The 18,385-nt window shown below is 64.7% G+C and carries 18 protein-coding genes; 7 read left to right on the forward strand and 11 right to left on the reverse strand.

What is annotated here, in order from left to right:
- The first annotated feature begins 135 nt into the window (after window positions 1–135).
- Together GPL20_RS25110 and GPL20_RS25115 are read left to right on the forward strand one after the other, a co-directional pair.
- The gene (locus tag GPL20_RS25110; RefSeq protein WP_157332644.1) at window positions 136–1,059 is read left to right on the forward strand and encodes a polyprenyl synthetase family protein; all 924 of its coding nucleotides are present in this window, start codon (window positions 136–138) and stop codon (window positions 1,057–1,059) included.
- Between the two features lie 74 nt (window positions 1,060–1,133).
- Window positions 1,134–1,823: a DUF1345 domain-containing protein gene (locus GPL20_RS25115; RefSeq protein WP_157332646.1), complete on the forward strand. Its 690-nt coding sequence runs from the start codon at window positions 1,134–1,136 to the stop codon at window positions 1,821–1,823.
- Between the two features lie 161 nt (window positions 1,824–1,984).
- Here the strand turns inward: GPL20_RS25115 and GPL20_RS25120 are convergent, their stop codons facing one another.
- Both GPL20_RS25120 and GPL20_RS25125 read right to left on the reverse strand, forming a co-directional pair.
- Window positions 1,985–3,799 carry a caspase family protein gene (locus tag GPL20_RS25120; protein WP_157332648.1) on the reverse strand — a complete coding sequence of 605 codons (1,815 nt, stop codon included), beginning with the start codon at window positions 3,797–3,799 and terminating at the stop codon, window positions 1,985–1,987.
- A 184-nt stretch (window positions 3,800–3,983) separates the two neighbouring features.
- Window positions 3,984–4,412: a GFA family protein gene (locus GPL20_RS25125; RefSeq protein ID WP_157332650.1), complete on the reverse strand. Its 429-nt coding sequence runs from the start codon at window positions 4,410–4,412 to the stop codon at window positions 3,984–3,986.
- A 95-nt stretch (window positions 4,413–4,507) separates the two neighbouring features.
- On the opposite strand from GPL20_RS25125, the gene GPL20_RS25130 reads away from it, so the two are divergent.
- The 3 genes from GPL20_RS25130 (at window position 4,508) to GPL20_RS25140 (ending at window position 7,573) form a co-directional block, all read left to right on the forward strand.
- Complete coding sequence (locus GPL20_RS25130) at window positions 4,508–4,882, forward strand: nuclear transport factor 2 family protein (RefSeq protein ID WP_157332652.1); 375 nt, start codon at window positions 4,508–4,510, stop codon at window positions 4,880–4,882.
- Between the two features lie 176 nt (window positions 4,883–5,058).
- Window positions 5,059–5,916: a class A beta-lactamase gene (gene bla / locus GPL20_RS25135; protein ID WP_157332654.1), complete on the forward strand. Its 858-nt coding sequence runs from the start codon at window positions 5,059–5,061 to the stop codon at window positions 5,914–5,916.
- 49 nt (window positions 5,917–5,965) lie between these two features.
- Window positions 5,966–7,573: a Na+/H+ antiporter gene (locus GPL20_RS25140; RefSeq protein ID WP_157332657.1), complete on the forward strand. Its 1,608-nt coding sequence runs from the start codon at window positions 5,966–5,968 to the stop codon at window positions 7,571–7,573.
- 143 nt (window positions 7,574–7,716) lie between these two features.
- On the opposite strand, the gene GPL20_RS25145 is transcribed toward GPL20_RS25140, so the two are convergent.
- The 6 genes from GPL20_RS25145 to GPL20_RS25170 all read right to left on the reverse strand — a co-directional run bounded on the left by GPL20_RS25145 (window position 7,717) and on the right by GPL20_RS25170 (window position 14,532).
- The gene (locus GPL20_RS25145; protein WP_167533198.1) at window positions 7,717–8,529 is read right to left on the reverse strand and encodes an N-acetylmuramoyl-L-alanine amidase; all 813 of its coding nucleotides are present in this window, start codon (window positions 8,527–8,529) and stop codon (window positions 7,717–7,719) included.
- A gap of 303 nt (window positions 8,530–8,832) precedes the next feature.
- The gene (locus tag GPL20_RS25150) at window positions 8,833–9,432 is read right to left on the reverse strand and encodes a DsrE family protein (RefSeq protein ID WP_157332659.1); all 600 of its coding nucleotides are present in this window, start codon (window positions 9,430–9,432) and stop codon (window positions 8,833–8,835) included.
- Between the two features lie 41 nt (window positions 9,433–9,473).
- A complete protein-coding gene (locus tag GPL20_RS25155) occupies window positions 9,474–10,106 on the reverse strand; it encodes a hypothetical protein (RefSeq protein WP_167533199.1) in 633 nt (210 codons plus the stop codon).
- Complete coding sequence (locus GPL20_RS25160; protein WP_157332663.1) at window positions 10,103–11,149, reverse strand: TAXI family TRAP transporter solute-binding subunit; 1,047 nt, start codon at window positions 11,147–11,149, stop codon at window positions 10,103–10,105. The genes GPL20_RS25155 and GPL20_RS25160 overlap by 4 nt, the downstream gene beginning before the upstream one ends.
- A gap of 59 nt (window positions 11,150–11,208) precedes the next feature.
- Window positions 11,209–13,497, reverse strand: coding sequence for a coiled-coil domain-containing protein (locus GPL20_RS25165; protein WP_157332665.1), 2,289 nt, complete (start codon window positions 13,495–13,497; stop codon window positions 11,209–11,211).
- A gap of 138 nt (window positions 13,498–13,635) precedes the next feature.
- Window positions 13,636–14,532 (reverse strand): TauD/TfdA dioxygenase family protein, encoded by an 897-nt coding sequence (locus GPL20_RS25170; RefSeq protein WP_157332667.1) that lies wholly within the window; start codon window positions 14,530–14,532, stop codon window positions 13,636–13,638.
- Window positions 14,533–14,669: 137 nt separating this feature from the next.
- Here GPL20_RS25170 and GPL20_RS25175 point away from each other — a divergent pair, with 137 nt between their 5' ends.
- Window positions 14,670–15,059, forward strand: a complete 390-nt coding sequence (locus tag GPL20_RS25175; RefSeq protein ID WP_157332668.1) for a DUF7662 domain-containing protein — start codon at window positions 14,670–14,672, stop codon at window positions 15,057–15,059.
- Complete coding sequence (locus tag GPL20_RS25180) at window positions 15,052–15,474, forward strand: type II toxin-antitoxin system VapC family toxin (protein ID WP_157332669.1); 423 nt, start codon at window positions 15,052–15,054, stop codon at window positions 15,472–15,474. Before GPL20_RS25175 ends, GPL20_RS25180 begins: the two co-directional genes overlap by 8 nt.
- A 10-nt stretch (window positions 15,475–15,484) precedes the next feature.
- On the opposite strand, the gene ispG is transcribed toward GPL20_RS25180, so the two are convergent.
- From ispG to GPL20_RS25195, 3 genes are read right to left on the reverse strand one after another with little or no spacing between them, the layout of a single operon-like run.
- Window positions 15,485–16,768 carry a flavodoxin-dependent (E)-4-hydroxy-3-methylbut-2-enyl-diphosphate synthase gene (gene ispG, locus GPL20_RS25185; protein WP_157332671.1) on the reverse strand — a complete coding sequence of 428 codons (1,284 nt, stop codon included), beginning with the start codon at window positions 16,766–16,768 and terminating at the stop codon, window positions 15,485–15,487.
- A 12-nt stretch (window positions 16,769–16,780) separates the two neighbouring features.
- A complete protein-coding gene (locus GPL20_RS25190) occupies window positions 16,781–17,734 on the reverse strand; it encodes a DMT family transporter (protein ID WP_157332673.1) in 954 nt (317 codons plus the stop codon).
- A 35-nt stretch (window positions 17,735–17,769) separates the two neighbouring features.
- Window positions 17,770–18,264: a Fur family transcriptional regulator gene (locus tag GPL20_RS25195; RefSeq protein WP_157332675.1), complete on the reverse strand. Its 495-nt coding sequence runs from the start codon at window positions 18,262–18,264 to the stop codon at window positions 17,770–17,772.
- Between the last annotated feature and the right edge of the window lie 121 nt (window positions 18,265–18,385).

Here is an 18,385-nt window from a genome sequence, read left to right on the forward strand (position 1 = left end):
CGCAGCCACGGGCCCGATCATTAAGTCTGTGATAATTCTGGCCTTTTCCAGCACTTTTTAGGCCTTCCAAACGATTGACTGGGGCGGGCGCATAAAGGATTGTCCCGCCGAATTTTAGTTCTGGAGCCTTTCTTGATGACCGGCACGTCCCCGTCCGATTTCGCCAAACGTCTGGACAAGACCGCTGATGATACCGAGGCCCTGCTCGGGCACCTGCTAGCGGACGACATCCTGCACGATGAGATCGCCCGGCCCAAGCGACTGATGGACGCAATGCGCTATTCGAGCCTCAACGGCGGCAAGCGCCTGCGGCCGTTCCTCGTGGTCGAGAGCGCGGCCGTATTCGGCGTGCCGCGCGAGGCGGCACTGCTCGCCGGTGCGGCGCTCGAATGCATCCACTGCTATTCGCTGATCCATGACGATCTTCCGGCGATGGACAATTCGGACCTGCGCCGAGGCCGTCCCACCCTGCACAAGAAGACCGATGATGCGACCGCGATCCTCGCCGGCGACGGCCTGTTGACGCTCGCCTTCGACATCATCACCCGCGACGAGATCCATCGCGACGCCAATGTGCGGCTGCTGCTGACGCGCGCCCTGGCGCGCTGCGCCGGCATCGGCGGCATGGTCGGCGGCCAGATCCTCGACCTCGCCGGCGAAGGCCGCTTCGGCGGCAATGAACCGATCGATGTCGCCCGTATTCAGCAGATGAAGACCGGCGCGCTGCTGCGCTACGGCTGCATCGCCGGCGCAATCCTCGGCCAGGCGTCGCAAAAGGAATATCAGGCGCTCGACGATTACGGCCGCGCGCTCGGGGAGGCATTCCAGATCGCCGACGACCTGCTCGACGTCGAAGGCGATGCCACGGCGCTCGGCAAGCCCTCAGGTCAGGACGCAGCCCTCGGCAAGACCACGTTCGTCACCCAGCTCGGCATCGAAGGCGCCAAGCAGCGCGTGCGCGACCTGCTCGCGCGGGCCGACAGCGCTGTGTCGATCTTCGGGGATCGTGCCGCCGTTCTACAGGCCGCCGCGCGCTTCGTCGCCGAGCGGAAGAACTGACGCAGCGCACGATCTTCACCGGGGGCGAGGGAGCGTACCGCCGCTGCCGCAACAGTGAGAGAGCCGACACCATCATGGCTATCGGCAAAGAAGATCCCGTCCTCGTCCGCTTCCGCCAGATGTCGCGGCCGATGCGGTTGCTTTATGCGCGGCCGCGGACGTTTATCGCGCTCGCGGCCGGAATACTGGTCTGCCTGCTGCTGCCGGGCACACACCGGCCGGTGACGCGACTATTGTTCGGCTGGGATGCGCTGATCGCGGTCTATCTCGTGCTGGTCTACGCAATGATGTTGTGCAACGACCACCAGCACATTCGCCGCGCCGCTGCGATGCAGGACGACGGCCGCTTCGTGATCCTGCTCGTGACGGCGGTCGGCGCTTTCGCCAGCATTGCGGCGATCGTCGCAGAACTCGGCACGCCACATCGCGGCGCAGCGGATCTCACCGTCGCGATCTCCACCATCGCGCTGTCCTGGGCCGCCGTGCACACCACGTTCGCGCTGCATTACGCACACGACTACTACCGCAACGCCAGGCCGGGCGGCCTGCAGTTTCCGGGCGCCGACCAGGAAGACCACGCCGACTATTGGGACTTCGTCTATTTCTCGTTCGTGATCGGCATGACCGCGCAGGTCTCCGATGTCGGCATCACCGACAAGACCATCCGCCGCACGGCGACGGCGCACGGCATCGTCTCGTTCATCTACAACACGGCGTTGCTGGCGTTGACGGTGAACATCGCGGCAAGCGCGATTGCAACTTGAATACCTGCCCGGAAGTCGTCCTCGCCAAAGCCGGCACGACCGTGTGGCACTGGTTCGCGCCTAAAGCATGATCCGGAAAAGTGCGCAGCGGTTTTCCGAAAAGATCGTGCTCAAACAACAACCTAAAGCGCGATGACGATTCATCCCAATCTCATCGCGCTTTAGTTACAAACCTCGGCATTGGCCACAACATTGCCCGGGCCGCCACCGCCGCGATATTCGAGATGGCAGCCTCGGGTGACCTGGCGGCAGACCCTGGTGTCACAATAGATCTGGCCACCGCCGCCTGACGAACGGCCCGCACCGCCGGCGATCCCGGCCGCCGCACCGCCAATTCCGCCCGTCTGCCGACGCTGCCGCGCCGGACGGTCCTCGCTGTCATCGCGCCGCGATGTCGTCGCGGGCTTCGATGGCGCAGGCTTGGCGGCGCGCTTCCTCTCGCACTCATTGTCGTCGTTCAGCGCATAGCCGTCGCCACAGACGATCTTGGTGCATTTGTCGCCATCGACCTTGAAGCCGTGTTCGCAGACCAGCGGGCAGATGCGCGACGGTTTCGACTTGACTGCATCGAGCGCATCGGTGCTCGCCACCTTCACGTCGAGCTTGGTGCCGGCATAGCGGTTGAACTGTGACAACGACCGCTGCGAGGACGTATTCCAGTTGCCGTCGGCGGCGCCGGAGAAGCAGCCGACGCGGCCGAGCTCGGTCTGCACCGAGCGGTTGAGATCGGCCGGCGCGGTCGCCGGCGTCAGGGAGGCGACGTTGGTGCCGGCCGGGCTCGCCGTACTGGCCGGCGCAGCGCCCGGCGCAGCGGCGGCGAGGTTGACGCGCTGCTGCTCGGCTGCCGCGGCCTGCTGCTGCGCCTGCTCCTTGGCCTTCTGCGCGGCGAGCTGCGCCTGTTCGGCGGCCTTCGCGTCAGCCGCAGCTTTGGCCTGCGCGTGTTTCTGCGCGCCGAGGGCGGCGAGACGGTCGCGCTCGGCTTCGGCCTGCCTCGCCTTCTCGATCGCCGCCGCATGGGCCTGCTCGGCGCCGATTTTCTCCAGCTGGAGCTTGGCGAGGCTGGCATAGAAGCCGGCGGGGTGCTGGACGAGGAAGGCTTCCCACGCCGCCCTCTTGCCGAGCTGGAGCGCGAGCTCGTAGTCGCGGCGGATGTCGGCTTGCGGGTTCGGCACAGGCGCCACTGGTGCTGCGGCCACCGCCTTGACCGGCACCAGCGGCACATCTTCGCCGCCAAGCGAACCGTAGACGAACGGCTCCTGCTTGTTGCCGGTCGACTTGAGCACGTCGTCGCGCACGAAGCCGAAGGCGCGGCGGACGTCGAGACCCGGCGTCGTCAGATGCTTCGACAGCGCGACCGTGAACGGACTGTTGGCGCCGTCGCCGTCCTGCGCCGTGAAACCGGCCTTGGCCGAATAGGCGATCAGCGTGTTGGGACTGATCGGCTCGACCTGGGCGAGGCCACGGCCGATGCCGCGCGAGGCGACCGTGCGCTTCATGGTCTTGCTGAACGGATTGTCGCGGCAGGCGTCGAGGATCACCAGGCGAAGCTGCTTTGCCGGCTCGACCGAGACCAGGACACGCTCGAGGGAAAGGGCCTCGTCATAGACGTCAGTGTCGCGCTCAAGCCTGGCGTCGACCGGGATCAGATAGTTCGAGCCTTCGACCTCGATACCGTGACCGGCATAGTAGACCACGGCGATGTCGGCATCGCGGCTCGCATCCGCAAAGTCGCGCAGCACGCGCCGCATGTCCAGGGCCGGCAGATCGTGCCGGGAATCGACGATGTCGAAGCCGGCTTCCTTCAGCGTCTTCGCCATCACCGCACCGTCATTGACGGGATTGGCGAGCGAGGGCGCGCGCTGATAGGCCGAATTGGCGATCACCAGGGCCACGCGCTTGCCAGCAAAGGCGGGCTCGGCGCCGAACAGCAGCGCGAAAGCGAGGAGAAGCGGGCAAAATCTGAGCAGATTGCGCATGACACGACTTCCGACAGTTCAGGGCCGTCCGGGGCCCCTTGGGATCGCTTTGGCAAGATCGACCGCCGGCGCTCGTGATCAAGGTCACAAAGGCAGCCCCGGCGTCGGGCCGAAAGGCCGCTTTTGTTTGTCGCGCCAACGCGATGGCGGTTCGCCCGCAAATGCGTGTGCGTGCCGGATTGCCTTATCCATCCCCGATGTGCCCCCGATATTGCGGCAGATTGTCCGTAATGTCGTGCCAGGGCGCCTTCGAGCCCACGAAAATGTGGGCACTCGGCCGGATCGAGGGGGCATCGACCAGGGTTCCCATGGCGACATGGACCCACTGTCCCTCACGCACCTGGGAATAGAGCAGCGAGCCACAGCGGGCGCAGTGGGCGTCATGGGTGACGTCGTCGCCGACTATGATCCGCTGCTCGTCACCCTGGACGATACGGAGCTTGTCCCGCGCGATACCCGCGAACGGCTTGAAGGCGGAGCCGGTGGTGCGGCGGCAGTTCGAGCAATGGCAGTTCATGGCGTAGGAGAACGCGTCGGCCACCTCGAAGCGCACGGTGCGGCAATAGCATTCTCCGATCAGGATACGAGCGTTCGACTTCTCTGATCCGGTCATCGCAATGTCCCCGCACAAAATGGCGCGGACACCCATAGCGCAATTTGATGAGTACGACTAAGTTCCGTCCGACACATCAGGCAAAAGGATGAGCCATGAGCCAGAACCGTGCGAGCGTCGAAGCCGTCGTGCAATCCTATTTCGACGGGCTCTACGAGGGCGACGCCGACAAGCTCGGCGCCATCTTCCATCCCTCCGCCGATTTGCGCTGGGTCGAGAAGGGCGAGCTGCAGGTTCTGACCGTGCCCGACTGGCTCGACCGCGTGCGCAAGCGGCCCTCCGGCAAGGCCGAAGGCAAGCCGCGCGAGGATTTCATCGTCACCATCGACCGTTCGGATGACAAGACCGCTTTCATCAAGGTCCGGTGCCAACTCCCGCCGCGCTATTTCACCGACTATCTGGTGGCGATGAAGCTTGCCGACGGCTGGCAGATCGTGTCGAAATCGTACCGGTATGACCTGAGGGAGTGACGGGCCTTTCGACCCGCTTGCCACAGCTGGAGCTTCGGGACGCTCCATCCTCCGTCATTGCGAGCGCAGCGAAGCAATCCAGAATCTTTCCACGGAGACAGACTGGATTGCTTCGCTGCGCTCGCAATGACGGCGCGGATAAATTGTACGCTCCCTGACACGCCCAAAGGTCCCTCATGCTTCTCGATCGTCGCTCCCTGCTCGCATCACTGTGCTGGATGACCGCTTCGCCCGCGCTGGCCGCGGAGGCGCCGCCTGATCTCGAAACCTATGAGCGCGAGAGCGGTGGGCGGATCGGGGTCTATGCGGAGAACCTAGCGACCGGCAAGAAACTCGCCTGGCGCGCCGACGAGCGTTTCGTCATGTGCTCGACATTCAAGGCCTCGCTTGCGGCCTGCGTGCTGGCGCGGGTCGATCGCGGCGAGGAGCAGCTCGCAGCGATGATCCCTTATGGCCAGGCCGATCTGCTGGAGTACGCACCGGTGGCGAAGCAGAATCTCGCTGCCGGCACAATGTCGGTCGCCGAGATGTGCAAGGCGATCGTCGAGCTCAGCGACAACACCTGCGCCAATTTGCTGCTGGCGCGGATCGGCGGACCCGCCGCGCTCACCGCATTCTGGCGGTCGCTCGGCGACGCCACCTCGCGGCTCGACCACAACGAGCCCGAACTCAACCGTTCCAGGCCCGGCGATGCCCGGGACACCACGACGCCTGCGGCGATGGCAGGCAATCTGCGCCGGCTGGTGACGGGCGAGGCACTTTCCGCCGCTTCGCGTGCCCAGCTCACCGAATGGATGGTGAACTGCAAGACCGGCGCGAACCGGCTGCGCGGCGGCCTGCCCGCAGGCTGGAAGATCGGCGACAAGACCGGCAACAACGGCAAGGATGCATCGGGCGACATCGCGGTGGCCTGGCCGAAGCCCGACACGCCGATCCTGATCGCGGCCTATGTCCAAGGCGGCACGCCGAGTACCGCGCAGATCGCGGCGACGTTCGCGCGGATCGGGCGGATGGTGGCCGAGCGGCTGGCGTGATCCGCGCCGCATTGACCTTGCGGGCGCTTCCGGGTGAAGACAGGCCGTCATGGAAGCTAAATTTCAGACGTTTCTCATCCTTCTTGCCGTGCTGGCAGGCGTGGCGCTGGCCGCACGCCGCTTCAACGTCGCCCCCGCCATCCTCCTGATGCTGGCCGGCGTCGGCCTCGCCTTCGTACCGGGCATGCCGCCGGTGGAGCTGCCGCCGGAACTGGTGCTTCTGATGGTGCTGCCGCCGCTGATCTACTCGGCGAGCGTCGCCATGAGCTGGCGTGAGTTCAAGAAGAACCTGCGCCCGATCGTGCTGCTCGCGGTCGGCGCGGTGATCTTCACCGCGGCCATGGTGGCGGCCGCCACGCATTACCTGATCGGCCTGCCCTGGACCGTCGGCTTCCTGCTCGGCGCGATCGTGGCACCGCCCGACGTGGTCGCACCGCTTGCGATCGCGCGCCGCCTGCACATGCCACGCCGGATACTGGTCATTCTGGAGGGCGAAGGGCTCGCAAACGACGCCACCGCACTGATCCTCTACCGCTTCGCGCTCGCCGCGATCATGGTCGGGCATTTCTCGCTGCCGCTGGCGGCCGGCGAGTTCCTGCTGATTGTTGCCGGCGAGATCGCCTTCGGCATCGGCGTCGGCTGGCTCTCGCTTCGCGCCCGCAAATGGTCGAGGGATCCGCAGGTCGAGCTGACGCTGTCGCTGATCACGCCTTACGTCTCGTATTGGCTGCCCGAGCATGTCGGTGGCTCCGGCGTGATCGCCACGGTCGCCTGCGGCCTCTATGTGAGCTGGAACGGGCCGCTGCTGATCTCCTCGGCGACACGCCTGCAAGGCATCTTCTTCTGGGATCTCGTGATCTACCTGATCGAAGGCCTGCTGTTCCTGCTCACCGGCTTCCAGATGCGCGCTCTCTACGAGAAGTCGAAGGCGTTCCCGCTCGACGACATCCTCATCGCAACCGCCGTAGTTCTGGTGATCGTCGTCATCGCACGCTTCGCCTGGCTCTATCCGGCGACCTATCTGCCGCGGATGCTCAGCAAGTCGCTGCGCGAGCGCGATCCCTCGCCGCCATGGCAATGGCCGTTTACGCTCGCCTTCACCGGTGTGCGTGGCGCGGTGTCGCTCGCGGCCGCATTGGCGCTGCCGTTCACGCTGCCGAGCGGCGAGGCCTTTCCGTATCGCGACCTGATCCTGTTCGTCGCCTTCGGCGTCATCTTCGTCACGCTGATCGGCGTCGGCCTGACGCTGCCGCCGGTGGTACGCTGGCTCGGTGTCGCCGAAGCGGGCCGCAGCGAGCATGTCAGCGAGCACGAGGCCGAGATCGCGGCGCGGCGCCAGGCGCTCGATGCTGCACTGAAGTCGCTCGATGCGCTGACCGGGGAGAAGGAAGTCTCCGACGAAGTGATGCGGCTCCTCCGCGCCCGCCACGAGATCCGCGTCAACCAGTTGCCGGACTCGCTCGACCCCGCCCACCACGACGTCTCCGCTGCTGGCACCGCACTGACCCGAGAGCTGATCGCCGCCGAGCGCAAATTCATCCACAACCTCCTGCGCGACGGCGAGATCACCGACGAAACGCGGCGGCGGATCGAGCGGGATCTGGATCTCGAGGAGGCGAGTTTGGCGAATCGGGAGTATCGGGGGACGCCGCTGTAGCCTTGCGTCATTGCGAGCGCAGCGAAGCAATCCAGGATCCTTCCGCGGCGACAGTCTGGATTGCTTCGCGGAGCGTGTCATCGGGCCGCGCTTCGCGCGGACCCGTTGGCTCGCAATGACGGCTTTTGATACAGCGAAGCAAACTATCGCCGCTCGCAAAACTCCCCCACCCCCGCTGCCACGGCTCCGGCAATCGTCTCCTGCCGCTCCGCCGAGTTCATCTCCATCTCCTCGTCGCGGTTGATGATCGAGCCCGCCTCGAGCAGCACCGCGGAGCTCCTCGTCCGCGACAGCACGACGAGTCCGTCATAACGGTAGACGCCGACATCCATGTCGAGCAGCTGGCGCCGGTAACGGCCCATCACCGGTAACGTGTATTGGCTGGCATAGTGCAAGCCCTGCTCTTTCAACCGCCGGCCAATCATGCGGGCGAGCATCAGGCTGGTGGCGAAGTGCGGATTCTGCCGCGACACGAACAGCGAGTGGCCCGAGAATCGGTCGCTGAAATAGCTGCTTGCGCCGTCAAATTCCCAGGTCTCGAGCAGCTTGTCCGGCACCGAATCGTGATGGATCGACAGGAAAAGATCGGCCCGGGCGTCATTCGCGGCACCGACGCGCTTGAACAGGCTCGGTCGCGCCTTGCCGTCCGTGACGAGCAGACGGGTCGCGGCAAAGCCCTCGGATTTGAGCCTCGCCGTGACGAGTCTTGCGAGGCGGAAGTTGAAGCCGAATTCCGGATCGTTGCGTGCGCTCAGCGCGCCGTAGGAGTCCGGAGTGTGCCCGACATCCACGACGATCCGGAACTTCGGCCTCTCACACTTGACCGGCGACGAGGGCTTCTGCCTCGGTTTCACAATCTTCCGCGCGGCCGCGACCTGGCCGCTGCCAGCAGGCGCAAGCGACGACAGCACGATCGACGCAACGAGCCCCACGATGATGCTTCGCGCCCGTGACAAGCGCTACTCCGCTGCCGCGACCTTGGGGCGGCCGACGAAGCCCGCGGCATCGCCGAAGCGTTCCAGCATCACCGCGGGCAGATCCTTGGCGTTGAGATCGGGATAGGAGGTCGGCATGTCATGGCGTTTCCCCGGGATTGTTTCTTGGTTTTCCCGGAGCTTGGCGTAGCGGATGCGAGACGTCAATGCGATTGCCGGCGCTGCGGGCCACCCTGTCCCGCGAGCGCGAGGATTTGCAGGCGTTTTCTGCGCCATGCGGCGCGTCCTCGCTCGAAGGGGCTCAAAGCAAGCTGCCCCTCCAGCTCACGGCTTCACGTAGCTCCATCCCTTTTCCTGTAGTTCCATCACGCGAACGACGCCCGACTTCACGACGTCCGCCTGCTTGAGGATCGGTATGGACTTGTTCTCGGCCTTTTGCATTTTTTCCTGGGTGTTACCGCAGGCCTTGAACGACACGTCGGGCGAACTGAGAGCCATTTCTTCGATGCGAGCCTTCACCGGCGACGTATCCTCGCGCAGCATATGCAGGCCCGGGCCGAACGTGACCACCTCGATCTTCACCTTCTCGCCGAGACCCTTGTAGTAGTCGCTCACGTTCGTTGCATTGTTAAGCGTGAGATTCATGGCGGCAGGATCATTGGAGTTCACCTGCAGAATCAGATGATGCTCCTTCCCTTTCGGCGTCGCAGGATTGTGCATGCGCGCAAATGCGGATCGCTTCCGTGTTTCCGCAGTGGCTCGCGGCCTTTCAGATTTCCGGACGTCGCTCGCCCGGTGGGTTGCGGACTGCTCGTTCGGCACCCAGTATTTTCCACCCTGCTGGGCCACCGTGCATGACGTGGAAGCCAGTACGGCGACGGCCCCCATCGCAATCAATTTCACAACAGATTCAAAACTGCGCATCAGGCATCTCCATCTCAAAAAAAGATCAGCGAACACCATTCTCAATTGCCCGGCCTAGCGATAGCGAGCGGCCATTTGCAGATCGCGGCCATCCTCGCGCGCATTGCGTCCAGCCCTGCGAGAGAGAATGTTGCGTCATGGGCAGCCCCGGTACGGGGTGAAAGGCGGACCGCAAGGTCCGCGTTGTCGGGAAGCGACTGCAGCAAGCGAACGACATCACCGGCGACCGCGACGCCGGAGCCGAACGCCGGCACGATCGCCGCGACCTGCACCGGCTGGCCGTTGTTGACGCGATAGGAAATCGCATAGTCGTCGCCTCGGCCGGAGATGCCGGGCCCTGCGAGAGACAGCTCGGTCCGCCCGCCGCGACATCGGATCGACAGCTTCATGGATCGCTCGACCGAACCGACGCGCGGCGATGTCGTCGCGGTGGCGATCGGTGAATAATCGACGGGCGACGTCGTCTCGCTGATCGTCCAATTATCGGCTCTCGACGCTTCGCGCCTGGTTGGCGCGGCCGCGTGCGACAGCTTGTCGAGACACTCCAGACGCGCCTCGCGTCCCATCTGGGAACAGGCACGAAGCTGAGCCAGCGGATCTTCCGTCCCTTGCGCCAGGGCAATCCCGTTGACGAAAGCGATTGCGGCAAGGAGCGGGACGGCGAGCCTGGTCATTGCGATGCCTGTGTCGTGCGCGGTTGGCGATCGAGCCAATTCTGCGCGGCAGGAAAGCGCGCAAGGCCGGGCACGGTCGCGCTGAGGTTGATCGATTTCCATTTCGCATCGAAGCCGGGTCCCTGCAGCTTGTCGATGCGCGAGAACAGATGATCGACGAAACGTGCGACGCGCTCGAAGCGGTTCGTGCGGGCCGGCCAATTGAAGGCGACGAGCGCGGTCGGCACGGCTATCGTGGCCACGCGATCGCCCTTCTTGATCAGGTTCGGGTAATCGGCCGCGTCGAGGGCCGCGGGAAGATAGTAGTCCTCGAACTTGTCCTCATACGGAACAGGCAGGAACTTGAAGCCCGGTTCAAACCGGCCCTTCACGAAGGCATCGACCGGCTTCGAGGTAATGAAGACGACGGCCGCCACCTCGCCTTTGCGCATCTGTTCGAGCGCGATCTGGTGCGGAATGAACATCTTCTCGATGTCGATGCCGAGGCGACTGAAGATCAGCGGTCCTGAATAGGCAGCGGCCGTACCTTGGCTGTTGAAGTTCACCTTCTTGCCGGCAAGATCGCCCAGACTCTGAATCTCCGGTCGCACGAAGACATGCAGTTCGGACGGAAACAGGTTCAGGACGTAGGCGATCCGTCGCTGGATGTCCGGCACCTGGCTCTTGTATTCCTCGAGCGCGTCGGAGTTGATGATCGCGGCGTCAATGCCGCGCAGATACAGCAGCGAATTCAGATTCTCCGTGGCCCCGCGCGTCACCACCGGCAGAACGTGCAGATTGTCGCCATCATCGACCACGCGGGCGATTTCGGCGGCCAGGCGAATCGGAGCGCCGTCGAGAAGACCGCCGGCGAGGCCCACGGTCCAGGCGTTCATTGCCTGGACTTCGGGCTTGGGCTGGGGCGATGCGGCCTGGATCAGGCGAGCCTTGTGAGGCCGAGCGTGTTGCTGCCGCGCATCCGACGGAAGCGGCTGCAGGGCCAGGAGCAGCGGCACCAGGGCCGCAAGCAGGAACAGCCGGCGCAATCCGATGGACCTTTTCATCAACGAGCTCCTTTGCATGACACCCTGTCGTGGCGTCCGTCCCTGCCGCGCAGATCGTTCTATCGACGCAGTGCTTCGAACCGCGCCTTTGCTTCCTTGATTCCTCCGGCCTCGGCCTTCGCGTAGAGATCGCGCGCCTTGGTCGAATCGCCGCGCGTTCCATACGTTCTCCAGCTGGAAAGGATCAGCGGATCGTAGGTTTCCGCGAGCGCGAAACTTGCCTGGGCACTGCCCATCTCGGCGACGCGTTCCAGCACGATCCGCGCACCACCGACGTCTCCCCGTTCCAGCAGCAAACGCGCCCGCGCCATCAGTCTCGCCTCTTGCACGCTATCGTCGGGATGGACCTCGGCATTGCCCGCAATACGCACGGCTGTGGCCTGGTCCTCGGCTGGCCCCATCGGCGCGCTCGCCGGCTTTTCCGGCACGGGCCGCCCAGCGGCGGCGGCGGTGACCACCTGAGACGCAACAGGCGCCACTTTCGCAGCGGAGATACCAATGCCGCGGTTGGCCGATGCGAGATCCCTCTCCAACTGCTCGGCCCTGCCACGCTCCCGCTGCAGCAGGCTGCGCTGCTCGGCCATAGCCTGCTCCGCAGCTTGCTTCATTCCGGCGACCTGCGCGTTCGCTTCGGCTGCCCGCTCGGCCTGCGCGTCGCGTTCGCGGCTTTTGATTGCAAGATCGCGAGCCAGCTGCTCAGCCCGCTGCCGCTCGCGTTGGAGCAATTGTCGCAACTCGGCGGTGTCGTTTGCTTCCGCCTGTTTCTGCTGTGCTGCTTCGTTGGCTCGTGCGGCATGAGCCTCGTATGCATAGATCTTGGTGCGCGCCATCGAGAGATCCTGTGCCAATGCATTGGCTCTCTCGTGCTCCCTCTGCATCGATCGACGCAGTTCCGCAGCGCTCGCTTCCGCCGCCTGCTTCAGTCTGGCGAGCTCATCGCCGGCCTTCGCCGTCAGCGCAGCTTGCGTTTCCACGTCGCGACGGGACGCCGCGAGGTCCTGTTCCAGTCCCACAGTCCGCGAGTGTTCCTGCTCCAGTGCCTTCTGCAGATCCGTCGCGTCGGTTTGCGCGGCCTGCTTCAGCTCCGCCGCGTCATCGTTTGCCTTGGCCGCCAGGGCGGCCTGCTTTTCCACCTCGCGACGGGACGCAGCGAGGTCCTGCTCCAGTCGCACAGTCCGCGCGTGTTCCTGCTCCAGTGCCTTCTGCAGATCCGTCGCGTCGCTTTGCGCGGCCTGCTTCAGCTCCGCCCCTTCATCGTTTGCCTTGACCGCCAATGCAGTCTGCTTTTCCACCTCGCGACGGGACGCAGCGAGGTCCTGTTCCAATCGCGCGGTCCGCGCGTGCTCCTGCTCGAGCGCCTTCTGCAGGTCCGCCGCGCCGCTTTGCGCGGCCTGCTTCAGCTCCGCCGCGTCATCGTTTGCCTTGGCCGCCAGAGCGGCCTGCGCTTCCACCTCGCGACGGGACGCAGCGAGGTCCTGCTCCAGTCGCACAGTCCGCGCGTGCTCCTGTTCCAGTGCCTTCTGCAGATCCGCCGCGCCGCTTTGCGCGGCTCGCTTCAGCTCCGCCGCATCATCGCTTGCCTTGGCTGCGAGGGCGGCCTGCGCTTCCACGTCGCGACGGGCCGCCGCGAGGTCCTGCTCCAATCGCGCAGTCCGCGTGTGCTCCTGTTCCAGCGCCTTCTGCAGATCCGCCGCGCCGCTTTGCGCGGCTCGCTTCAGCTCCGCCGCATCATCGCTTGCCTTGGCTGCGAGGGCGGCCTGCTTTTCCACGTCACGACGAGCTGCAGCAAGGTCCTGTTCCAGCCGCGCGGCTCGCCCGCGCTCCTCTCGCAGGGACTTCTGTACGTCGGCCGCGCCATCCTGAGACGTCTCCTTCAGCGATTTTCTCAGTTCCGCGGCTTCGCTCCACAAGGCGGTCCGGGCTCGACCCCACTCCTCGCGCTCTTTATTCAGCAAGCCCTGCTGCAATTCGAGGTCACGTCGCGCCGTCGCGAGATCGCGGGCGAGCATCTCCGCGCTTTGCTCCTGGTTTCCGGCCTGACGCGCATCACCCGCATTGCTCGTCCTTGCTTGTCCAGGCCGCAGGGAATCGCCCGCGACGCCATTGGACTGCGCGTGCGCCCCGTCGCCGGGACGCGGTACATCCGAAAGGCACGACACCACGAGGGTGGCTGCAAACCATAGCGAAGCCGCCGGACGTTTTGTCGTCCTGCGAAGAAGTGGCACTCGATCCGATGTGACGCGCGAGCCGGCGCTTTTGCCGGTTGAGTTCCCGTCATCGTTGCGAATGACGATGCTCTGATATCTCGGCGCGTCCACTATCACCTGTGGCATGGTGATATGGCCCATTCTGATGCGGCACCGTAGGGCTCACCGGCTCGCGAATTCAATTACCCGCAGGGATGACCTGACCTACCCCTTTTGGGGTAAGCTGCGAGCCTCGAGCGCAGCGGCGATCGACGCGGCACCGCATGGCAAGAGCCGCACTCACACGGGCCTTTCGCCCTTCACCGTCACCCGCGTGCCTGAGCGGGTATGCGGCCAGTAGTCCCACATCGCGCGATGCTGGGTGCAGCGGTTGTCCCAGAACGCGATGGCGTTCTCGGTCCAGCGGAAGCGGCACTGGAACAGCGGATTTTCCGCGTGCTGATAGAGATAGGCGAGCATCGCGTCGCTCTCGTCGCGGGGAATGCCGTTGATGTGGCGCGCGAAGCCGCGGTTGACGTAGAGCGCCTTCTTTCCCGTGACCGGATGCGTGCGCACCACCGGGTGCTCCGCGTTCGGATAAGAGGGGCGGTCGGCGACGCCATAGTTCGCATAGAGCCCGCGATAGATCGGCTCGCCGTCGTGCAAAGCAGTCAGGCCGTCGAGATAGGCCTTCATGCGATCGGACAGAGCCTCATAGGCCGCATACATGTTGGCGAACAGCGTGTCGCCGCCGCGCGGCGGGCATTGCTTGATGTAGAGGATCGAGCCCATCGGCGGCTCGAGATCGCAGGACACGTCGGAATGCCAGCCCTCGCCATTGGCCCGCGGCGAGTTCTTGTCGGCGTAGATCTTCATCAGCGCCGGGTCTTCGTCCTCGTGCGGCGCGGCGGGGTGAAAATGCAGCTCGCCGAACTTGCGGCCGAACGCGAGATGCTGCTGCGGGGTGATCTGCTGGTCGCGGAAGAAGATGACGAGGTTTTCGGCGAGCGCGCGGTGGATCTCGTCCATCTGCCGGTTGGAGCGGGCATCGCCATCGACGAGCTTGCCGATATCGACGCCAATGATCTCTGCGCCGATGATGGGAGTGAGCTTTTCGACCGCGATGGTCTCGTAGGGCGCGCCGTCCTCAGTCGTGTGGCGATAGCGCGGGCCCTGCTTGCCGGCGAGTGAACTCATGGCGTGTCTCCCGATGCGTTCTTAGTTGGCAGCCATCGTAGGCTTTGCACGAGCGGACGCAAAGGGCAGAGCTGCAACCACCTCTTGACACACTTATAAAGCTTTAATAGTGTTAGTAGCAGTTGGAGGGTTTCGACATGGGTAAATACGAGCGGCTCGGTGAATTTCTGAAGTCCCAGCGAGCTAGAGAGGTCCCCATGACCTTTGCCGAAATCGAGCGGATCATCGGAAGCAAGCTGCCCCCTAACTCACCTCAGTATCCGGCTTGGTGGAGCAACAACCCGACGAACAACGTCATGACCAAGGTCTGGCTAGCCGCGGGCTTCCGTACCGAGCAGGTCGACACGAAGGCTCGCAAGGTCGTGTTTCGGCGGGTTGAGCCGAGCTCCGCGGAGCCCCCGCCCGCTCGCGCCAAGAAGCTTGGCCGCCATCCGCTGTTCGGCGCGCTCAAAGGATTGGCACATATCCCACCGGGCGTAGACCTGACGGAGCCGGCAGATCCCGATTGGGGCAAGGTCTATGAATGAACCGGCGCCTCTTCTACTCGATACGCATGCGGCGATTTGGATTGTTGAGGACAAGCCCATCGCCTCGGAGGCGAGGGAAGCGATCGAGGCCGCGTATCGCGCCGGAACCGCAATCTTCGTGTCCGCAATTACGGCATGGGAAATCGGCTTGCTCGTTGCACGCAACCGGTTGGGCCTCTCAACGAGACCAGAACGTTGGTTTCAACGGCTGCTTGACGTCGAGGGAATACGGCTCGCCGAACTGACGCCCGATATCTTGATCGCGTCATCTTTTTTGCCGGGCGAGCCGCCACGCGATCCCGCGGATCGGATCATCATTGCAACCGCTCGCGACCTTGGCGCCAGCGTAGTCACCCGGGACGGTCTGCTGCTGAGATATGGAGAGACGGGCCAGGTCAGCACGATTACATGCTGACCTGATAAAACTACTCCGCCGCAGTCACCGGCACCTTGGCGCCCTGGCCGTAGCGCTGGTCGATGTAGTCGATCACCAGCGCCTTGAAGTCGGCGGAGATGGTCGGGCCGCGCAGCGTGCGGAACTTCTTGCCGTCGACGAAGACGGGCGCGGCCGGCGCTTCGCCGGTGCCCGGCAGCGAGATGCCGATATTGGCGTGCTTGGATTCGCCGGGGCCGTTGACGATGCAACCCATCACCGCAACGTTGAGCTCTTCGACGCCGGGATACTTCGTCTTCCAGGTCGGCATCTCGTCGCGGATGAAATCCTGGATCGAGCGCGCCAGCTCCTGGAACGTGGTCGAGGTGGTGCGGCCGCAGCCGGGGCAGGCCGCAACCAGCGGCACGAAGGTGCGGAAGCCCATGGTCTGGAGCAGCTCCTGGCCAACCTGCACCTCACGGGTGCGGTCGCCGCCGGGCTCCGGCGTCAACGAGATGCGGATGGTGTCGCCGATGCCCTGCTGAAGCAGGATGCCGAGCGCGGCGGACGACGCCACGATGCCCTTCGAGCCCATGCCGGCCTCGGTGAGGCCGAGATGGATGGCGTAATCGGAACGCGACGCGAGATCCTGGTAGACCGCGATCAAGTCCTGGACGGCCGACACCTTGGCCGAGAGGATGATGCGATCCTTGGGCATGCCGAGCTCTTCGGCGCGCGCGGCCGACAAGAGCGCCGACTGCACCATGGCCTCGCGCGTCACCGCGCGCACGTCGCGCGGATTGGCGGACGCGGCGTTCTCGTCCATCAGCTTGGTCAGCAGCTCCTGATCGAGCGAGCCCCAATTGGCACCGATGCGGACCGGCTTGCTGTTCTTGTTGGCGATCTCGATGATGTCGGCGAACTGGGTGTCGCGCTTGTCCTTGAAGCCGACATTGCCGGGATTGATGCGGTACTTGGCGAGCGCCTCGGCGCAGGCCGGATAGGCCGCAAGCAGCTTGTGGCCGATATAGTGGAAGTCACCGATCAAGGGCGTGGTGATACCGCGCTTGGCCAGGCCGTCGCGGATGTGCGGAACGGCGGCGGCGGCCTCCTCGCGGTCCACGGTGATGCGGACCATTTCGGAGCCGGCGCGCGCGAGCGCTGCGACCTGGGCGATGGTGCCGTCGATGTCGGCGGTGTCGGTGTTGGTCATCGACTGCACGACGATCGGCGCGCCGCCACCAACGGCAACGTTGCCGACCTTGACCTGGGTGGTCCGGTGCCGGGGCGCGGGGCCCGCGATGTCGGAATCAATGGGGTTTTCGAGCTTGTTCATGGGGTCCAAATATCAGGTTTTGGTGACGTTCAGCAATGCATCGCGCGGCGCCGCAGCACTTTGGCTCGGACGGTTAACCAGAAAAAGCCCAGCAATTACAAGGACTGCAGCCGCCCCGAATGTCAGGCTTAGGGTGTCGTGCATGATGAAATAGCTACCCACCACGCCAAACAAAGGGGTGATGAAGGTAAAAGCCGACAATTTGCTGGCCGAATAGGCCTTCACCAGCGCGAACCAAAGCGTGAACGTGGTTCCCACCACCCAGATCGCCTGGAAGGCCATGAGGCCGAGGGACAGTGGGGCGGGCATGTGCGTGATGGATTCGCCGAACAGCCAGGCCGCTAGCCCCAGGATCGGGATCGAGGTTGCGACCTGATAGCCGAGGGCCTTTTCGGGCGCTGCAAAGCGCAGCCGGGTGCCCTTGGCGACCAGCGTGGTCGCGGCCCACAGCGCCGCGCCGCCGACGATCATGAGGTCGCCGAGCAGCACCTTGGCGTCGACATCCGGCTGCGGCACGCCGATCGCGAGTGCGACGCCGGCAAAGCTCACCGCGAGCCCCAGCCATTGCGTGCCGCCGAGCCGCTCGCCGAGCACCTGATAAGAGCCGAGGGCGACGAAGAACGGCGCGGTGTAGAGGAACACGACCGCCCGCGACGCCGGGGTGAAGCGCAGGCCCTGAAAGATCAGAACGAACTCGATGCCGAACATCAGTCCGGCGATGATGCCGGGCTTCCAGGTGCCGTCGCGTTCAAAGAATCTGACGCCGCGAAACGTGCCGATGATGAACAGCACCGGCAGCGCCCCCATCGAGCGGATCGTGGCCTGAAGCATCGGGGGGATGTCCGGCAGCACCAGCTTCACCGCGATCTGGTTGAAGCCCCAGGTCAGGCACAGCATGAGCATCAGGGCGATGGCGCCGGCACTGAGGGGACGGCCGGCGGACGGTATGGCTTGTGGTGCGGACATCTCTTCCCGAAACCGGCTTTGCGCCGTTGTTAATCTTATGCAGCTTTCTGGCAATGGGTGCAGACGCCCGTGATCTCCACCACGGACAATTTGGGAGCGAAGCCCGAGCTGCGCGCGGCCGCATTGAGGTCCTTGGCGAAGGATGCCGACGGAATCTCGCCGACCAGGCCGCAGCGCTCGCAGATCAGGAACGCCACCGCCGAGGTCGCGTCGTGGTCGTGGGCGGCGCAGGCCAGATAGGCGTTGCGGCTCTCGATGCGGTGCACGAGGCCGTTGGCCATCAGGAAATCGAGAGCACGGTAGACCGTGATCGGCGCCGGCCGCGGCATCGACTTCGCCAGTTCGTCGATCACCTCATAGGCGCCGAGCGGGCGGTGGCTGGAGAGCAGCGCCCCCAGCACCTGGCGGCGTATTGGCGTGAATTTCTGGGCGCGCTGTTCGCAGACCTCCTCGGCATGCGCCAGCGCGTCCGCGGTGCAGCGGCCGTGATCGTGGTCGGGCGCGGGAAATGCCGGTTTTGCAGGGGTCATCGGCCTCGCTTCTAGCATTTCGGCAAGGGAACCCAAAGCGAGACCGGCAAATGGCGGTCAGCCATGCTCTCGCTGCGGGACAGCGTCCCGGTAACTCGATCGTGAAATAATCATAAGCTTG

It is taken from the genome of Bradyrhizobium cajani (genome assembly GCF_009759665.1).
Taxonomy (GTDB): Bacteria; Pseudomonadota; Alphaproteobacteria; order Rhizobiales; family Xanthobacteraceae; genus Bradyrhizobium; species Bradyrhizobium cajani.

Bases quoted from the DNA above. Each gene is read 5' to 3' on its own strand.
- GPL20_RS25195 (WP_157332675.1), bottom strand. From the start codon at position 18,264: ATGACCCCTGCAAAACCGGCATTTCCCGCGCCCGACCACGATCACGGC.
- GPL20_RS25175 (WP_157332668.1), top strand. From the start codon at position 14,670: ATGGGTAAATACGAGCGGCTCGGTGAATTTCTGAAGTCCCAGCGAGCT.
- GPL20_RS25130 (WP_157332652.1), top strand. From the start codon at position 4,508: ATGAGCCAGAACCGTGCGAGCGTCGAAGCCGTCGTGCAATCCTATTTC.
- ispG (WP_157332671.1), bottom strand. From the start codon at position 16,768: ATGAACAAGCTCGAAAACCCCATTGATTCCGACATCGCGGGCCCCGCG.
- GPL20_RS25180 (WP_157332669.1), top strand. From the start codon at position 15,052: ATGAATGAACCGGCGCCTCTTCTACTCGATACGCATGCGGCGATTTGG.
- GPL20_RS25110 (WP_157332644.1), top strand. From the start codon at position 136: ATGACCGGCACGTCCCCGTCCGATTTCGCCAAACGTCTGGACAAGACC.
- GPL20_RS25150 (WP_157332659.1), bottom strand. From the start codon at position 9,432: ATGCGCAGTTTTGAATCTGTTGTGAAATTGATTGCGATGGGGGCCGTC.
- GPL20_RS25120 (WP_157332648.1), bottom strand. From the start codon at position 3,799: ATGCGCAATCTGCTCAGATTTTGCCCGCTTCTCCTCGCTTTCGCGCTG.
- GPL20_RS25155 (WP_167533199.1), bottom strand. From the start codon at position 10,106: ATGACCAGGCTCGCCGTCCCGCTCCTTGCCGCAATCGCTTTCGTCAAC.
- bla (WP_157332654.1), top strand. From the start codon at position 5,059: ATGCTTCTCGATCGTCGCTCCCTGCTCGCATCACTGTGCTGGATGACC.
- GPL20_RS25140 (WP_157332657.1), top strand. From the start codon at position 5,966: ATGGAAGCTAAATTTCAGACGTTTCTCATCCTTCTTGCCGTGCTGGCA.
- GPL20_RS25125 (WP_157332650.1), bottom strand. From the start codon at position 4,412: ATGACCGGATCAGAGAAGTCGAACGCTCGTATCCTGATCGGAGAATGC.
- GPL20_RS25160 (WP_157332663.1), bottom strand. From the start codon at position 11,149: ATGAAAAGGTCCATCGGATTGCGCCGGCTGTTCCTGCTTGCGGCCCTG.
- GPL20_RS25165 (WP_157332665.1), bottom strand. From the start codon at position 13,497: ATGGGCCATATCACCATGCCACAGGTGATAGTGGACGCGCCGAGATAT.
- GPL20_RS25115 (WP_157332646.1), top strand. From the start codon at position 1,134: ATGGCTATCGGCAAAGAAGATCCCGTCCTCGTCCGCTTCCGCCAGATG.
- GPL20_RS25170 (WP_157332667.1), bottom strand. From the start codon at position 14,532: ATGAGTTCACTCGCCGGCAAGCAGGGCCCGCGCTATCGCCACACGACT.
- GPL20_RS25190 (WP_157332673.1), bottom strand. From the start codon at position 17,734: ATGTCCGCACCACAAGCCATACCGTCCGCCGGCCGTCCCCTCAGTGCC.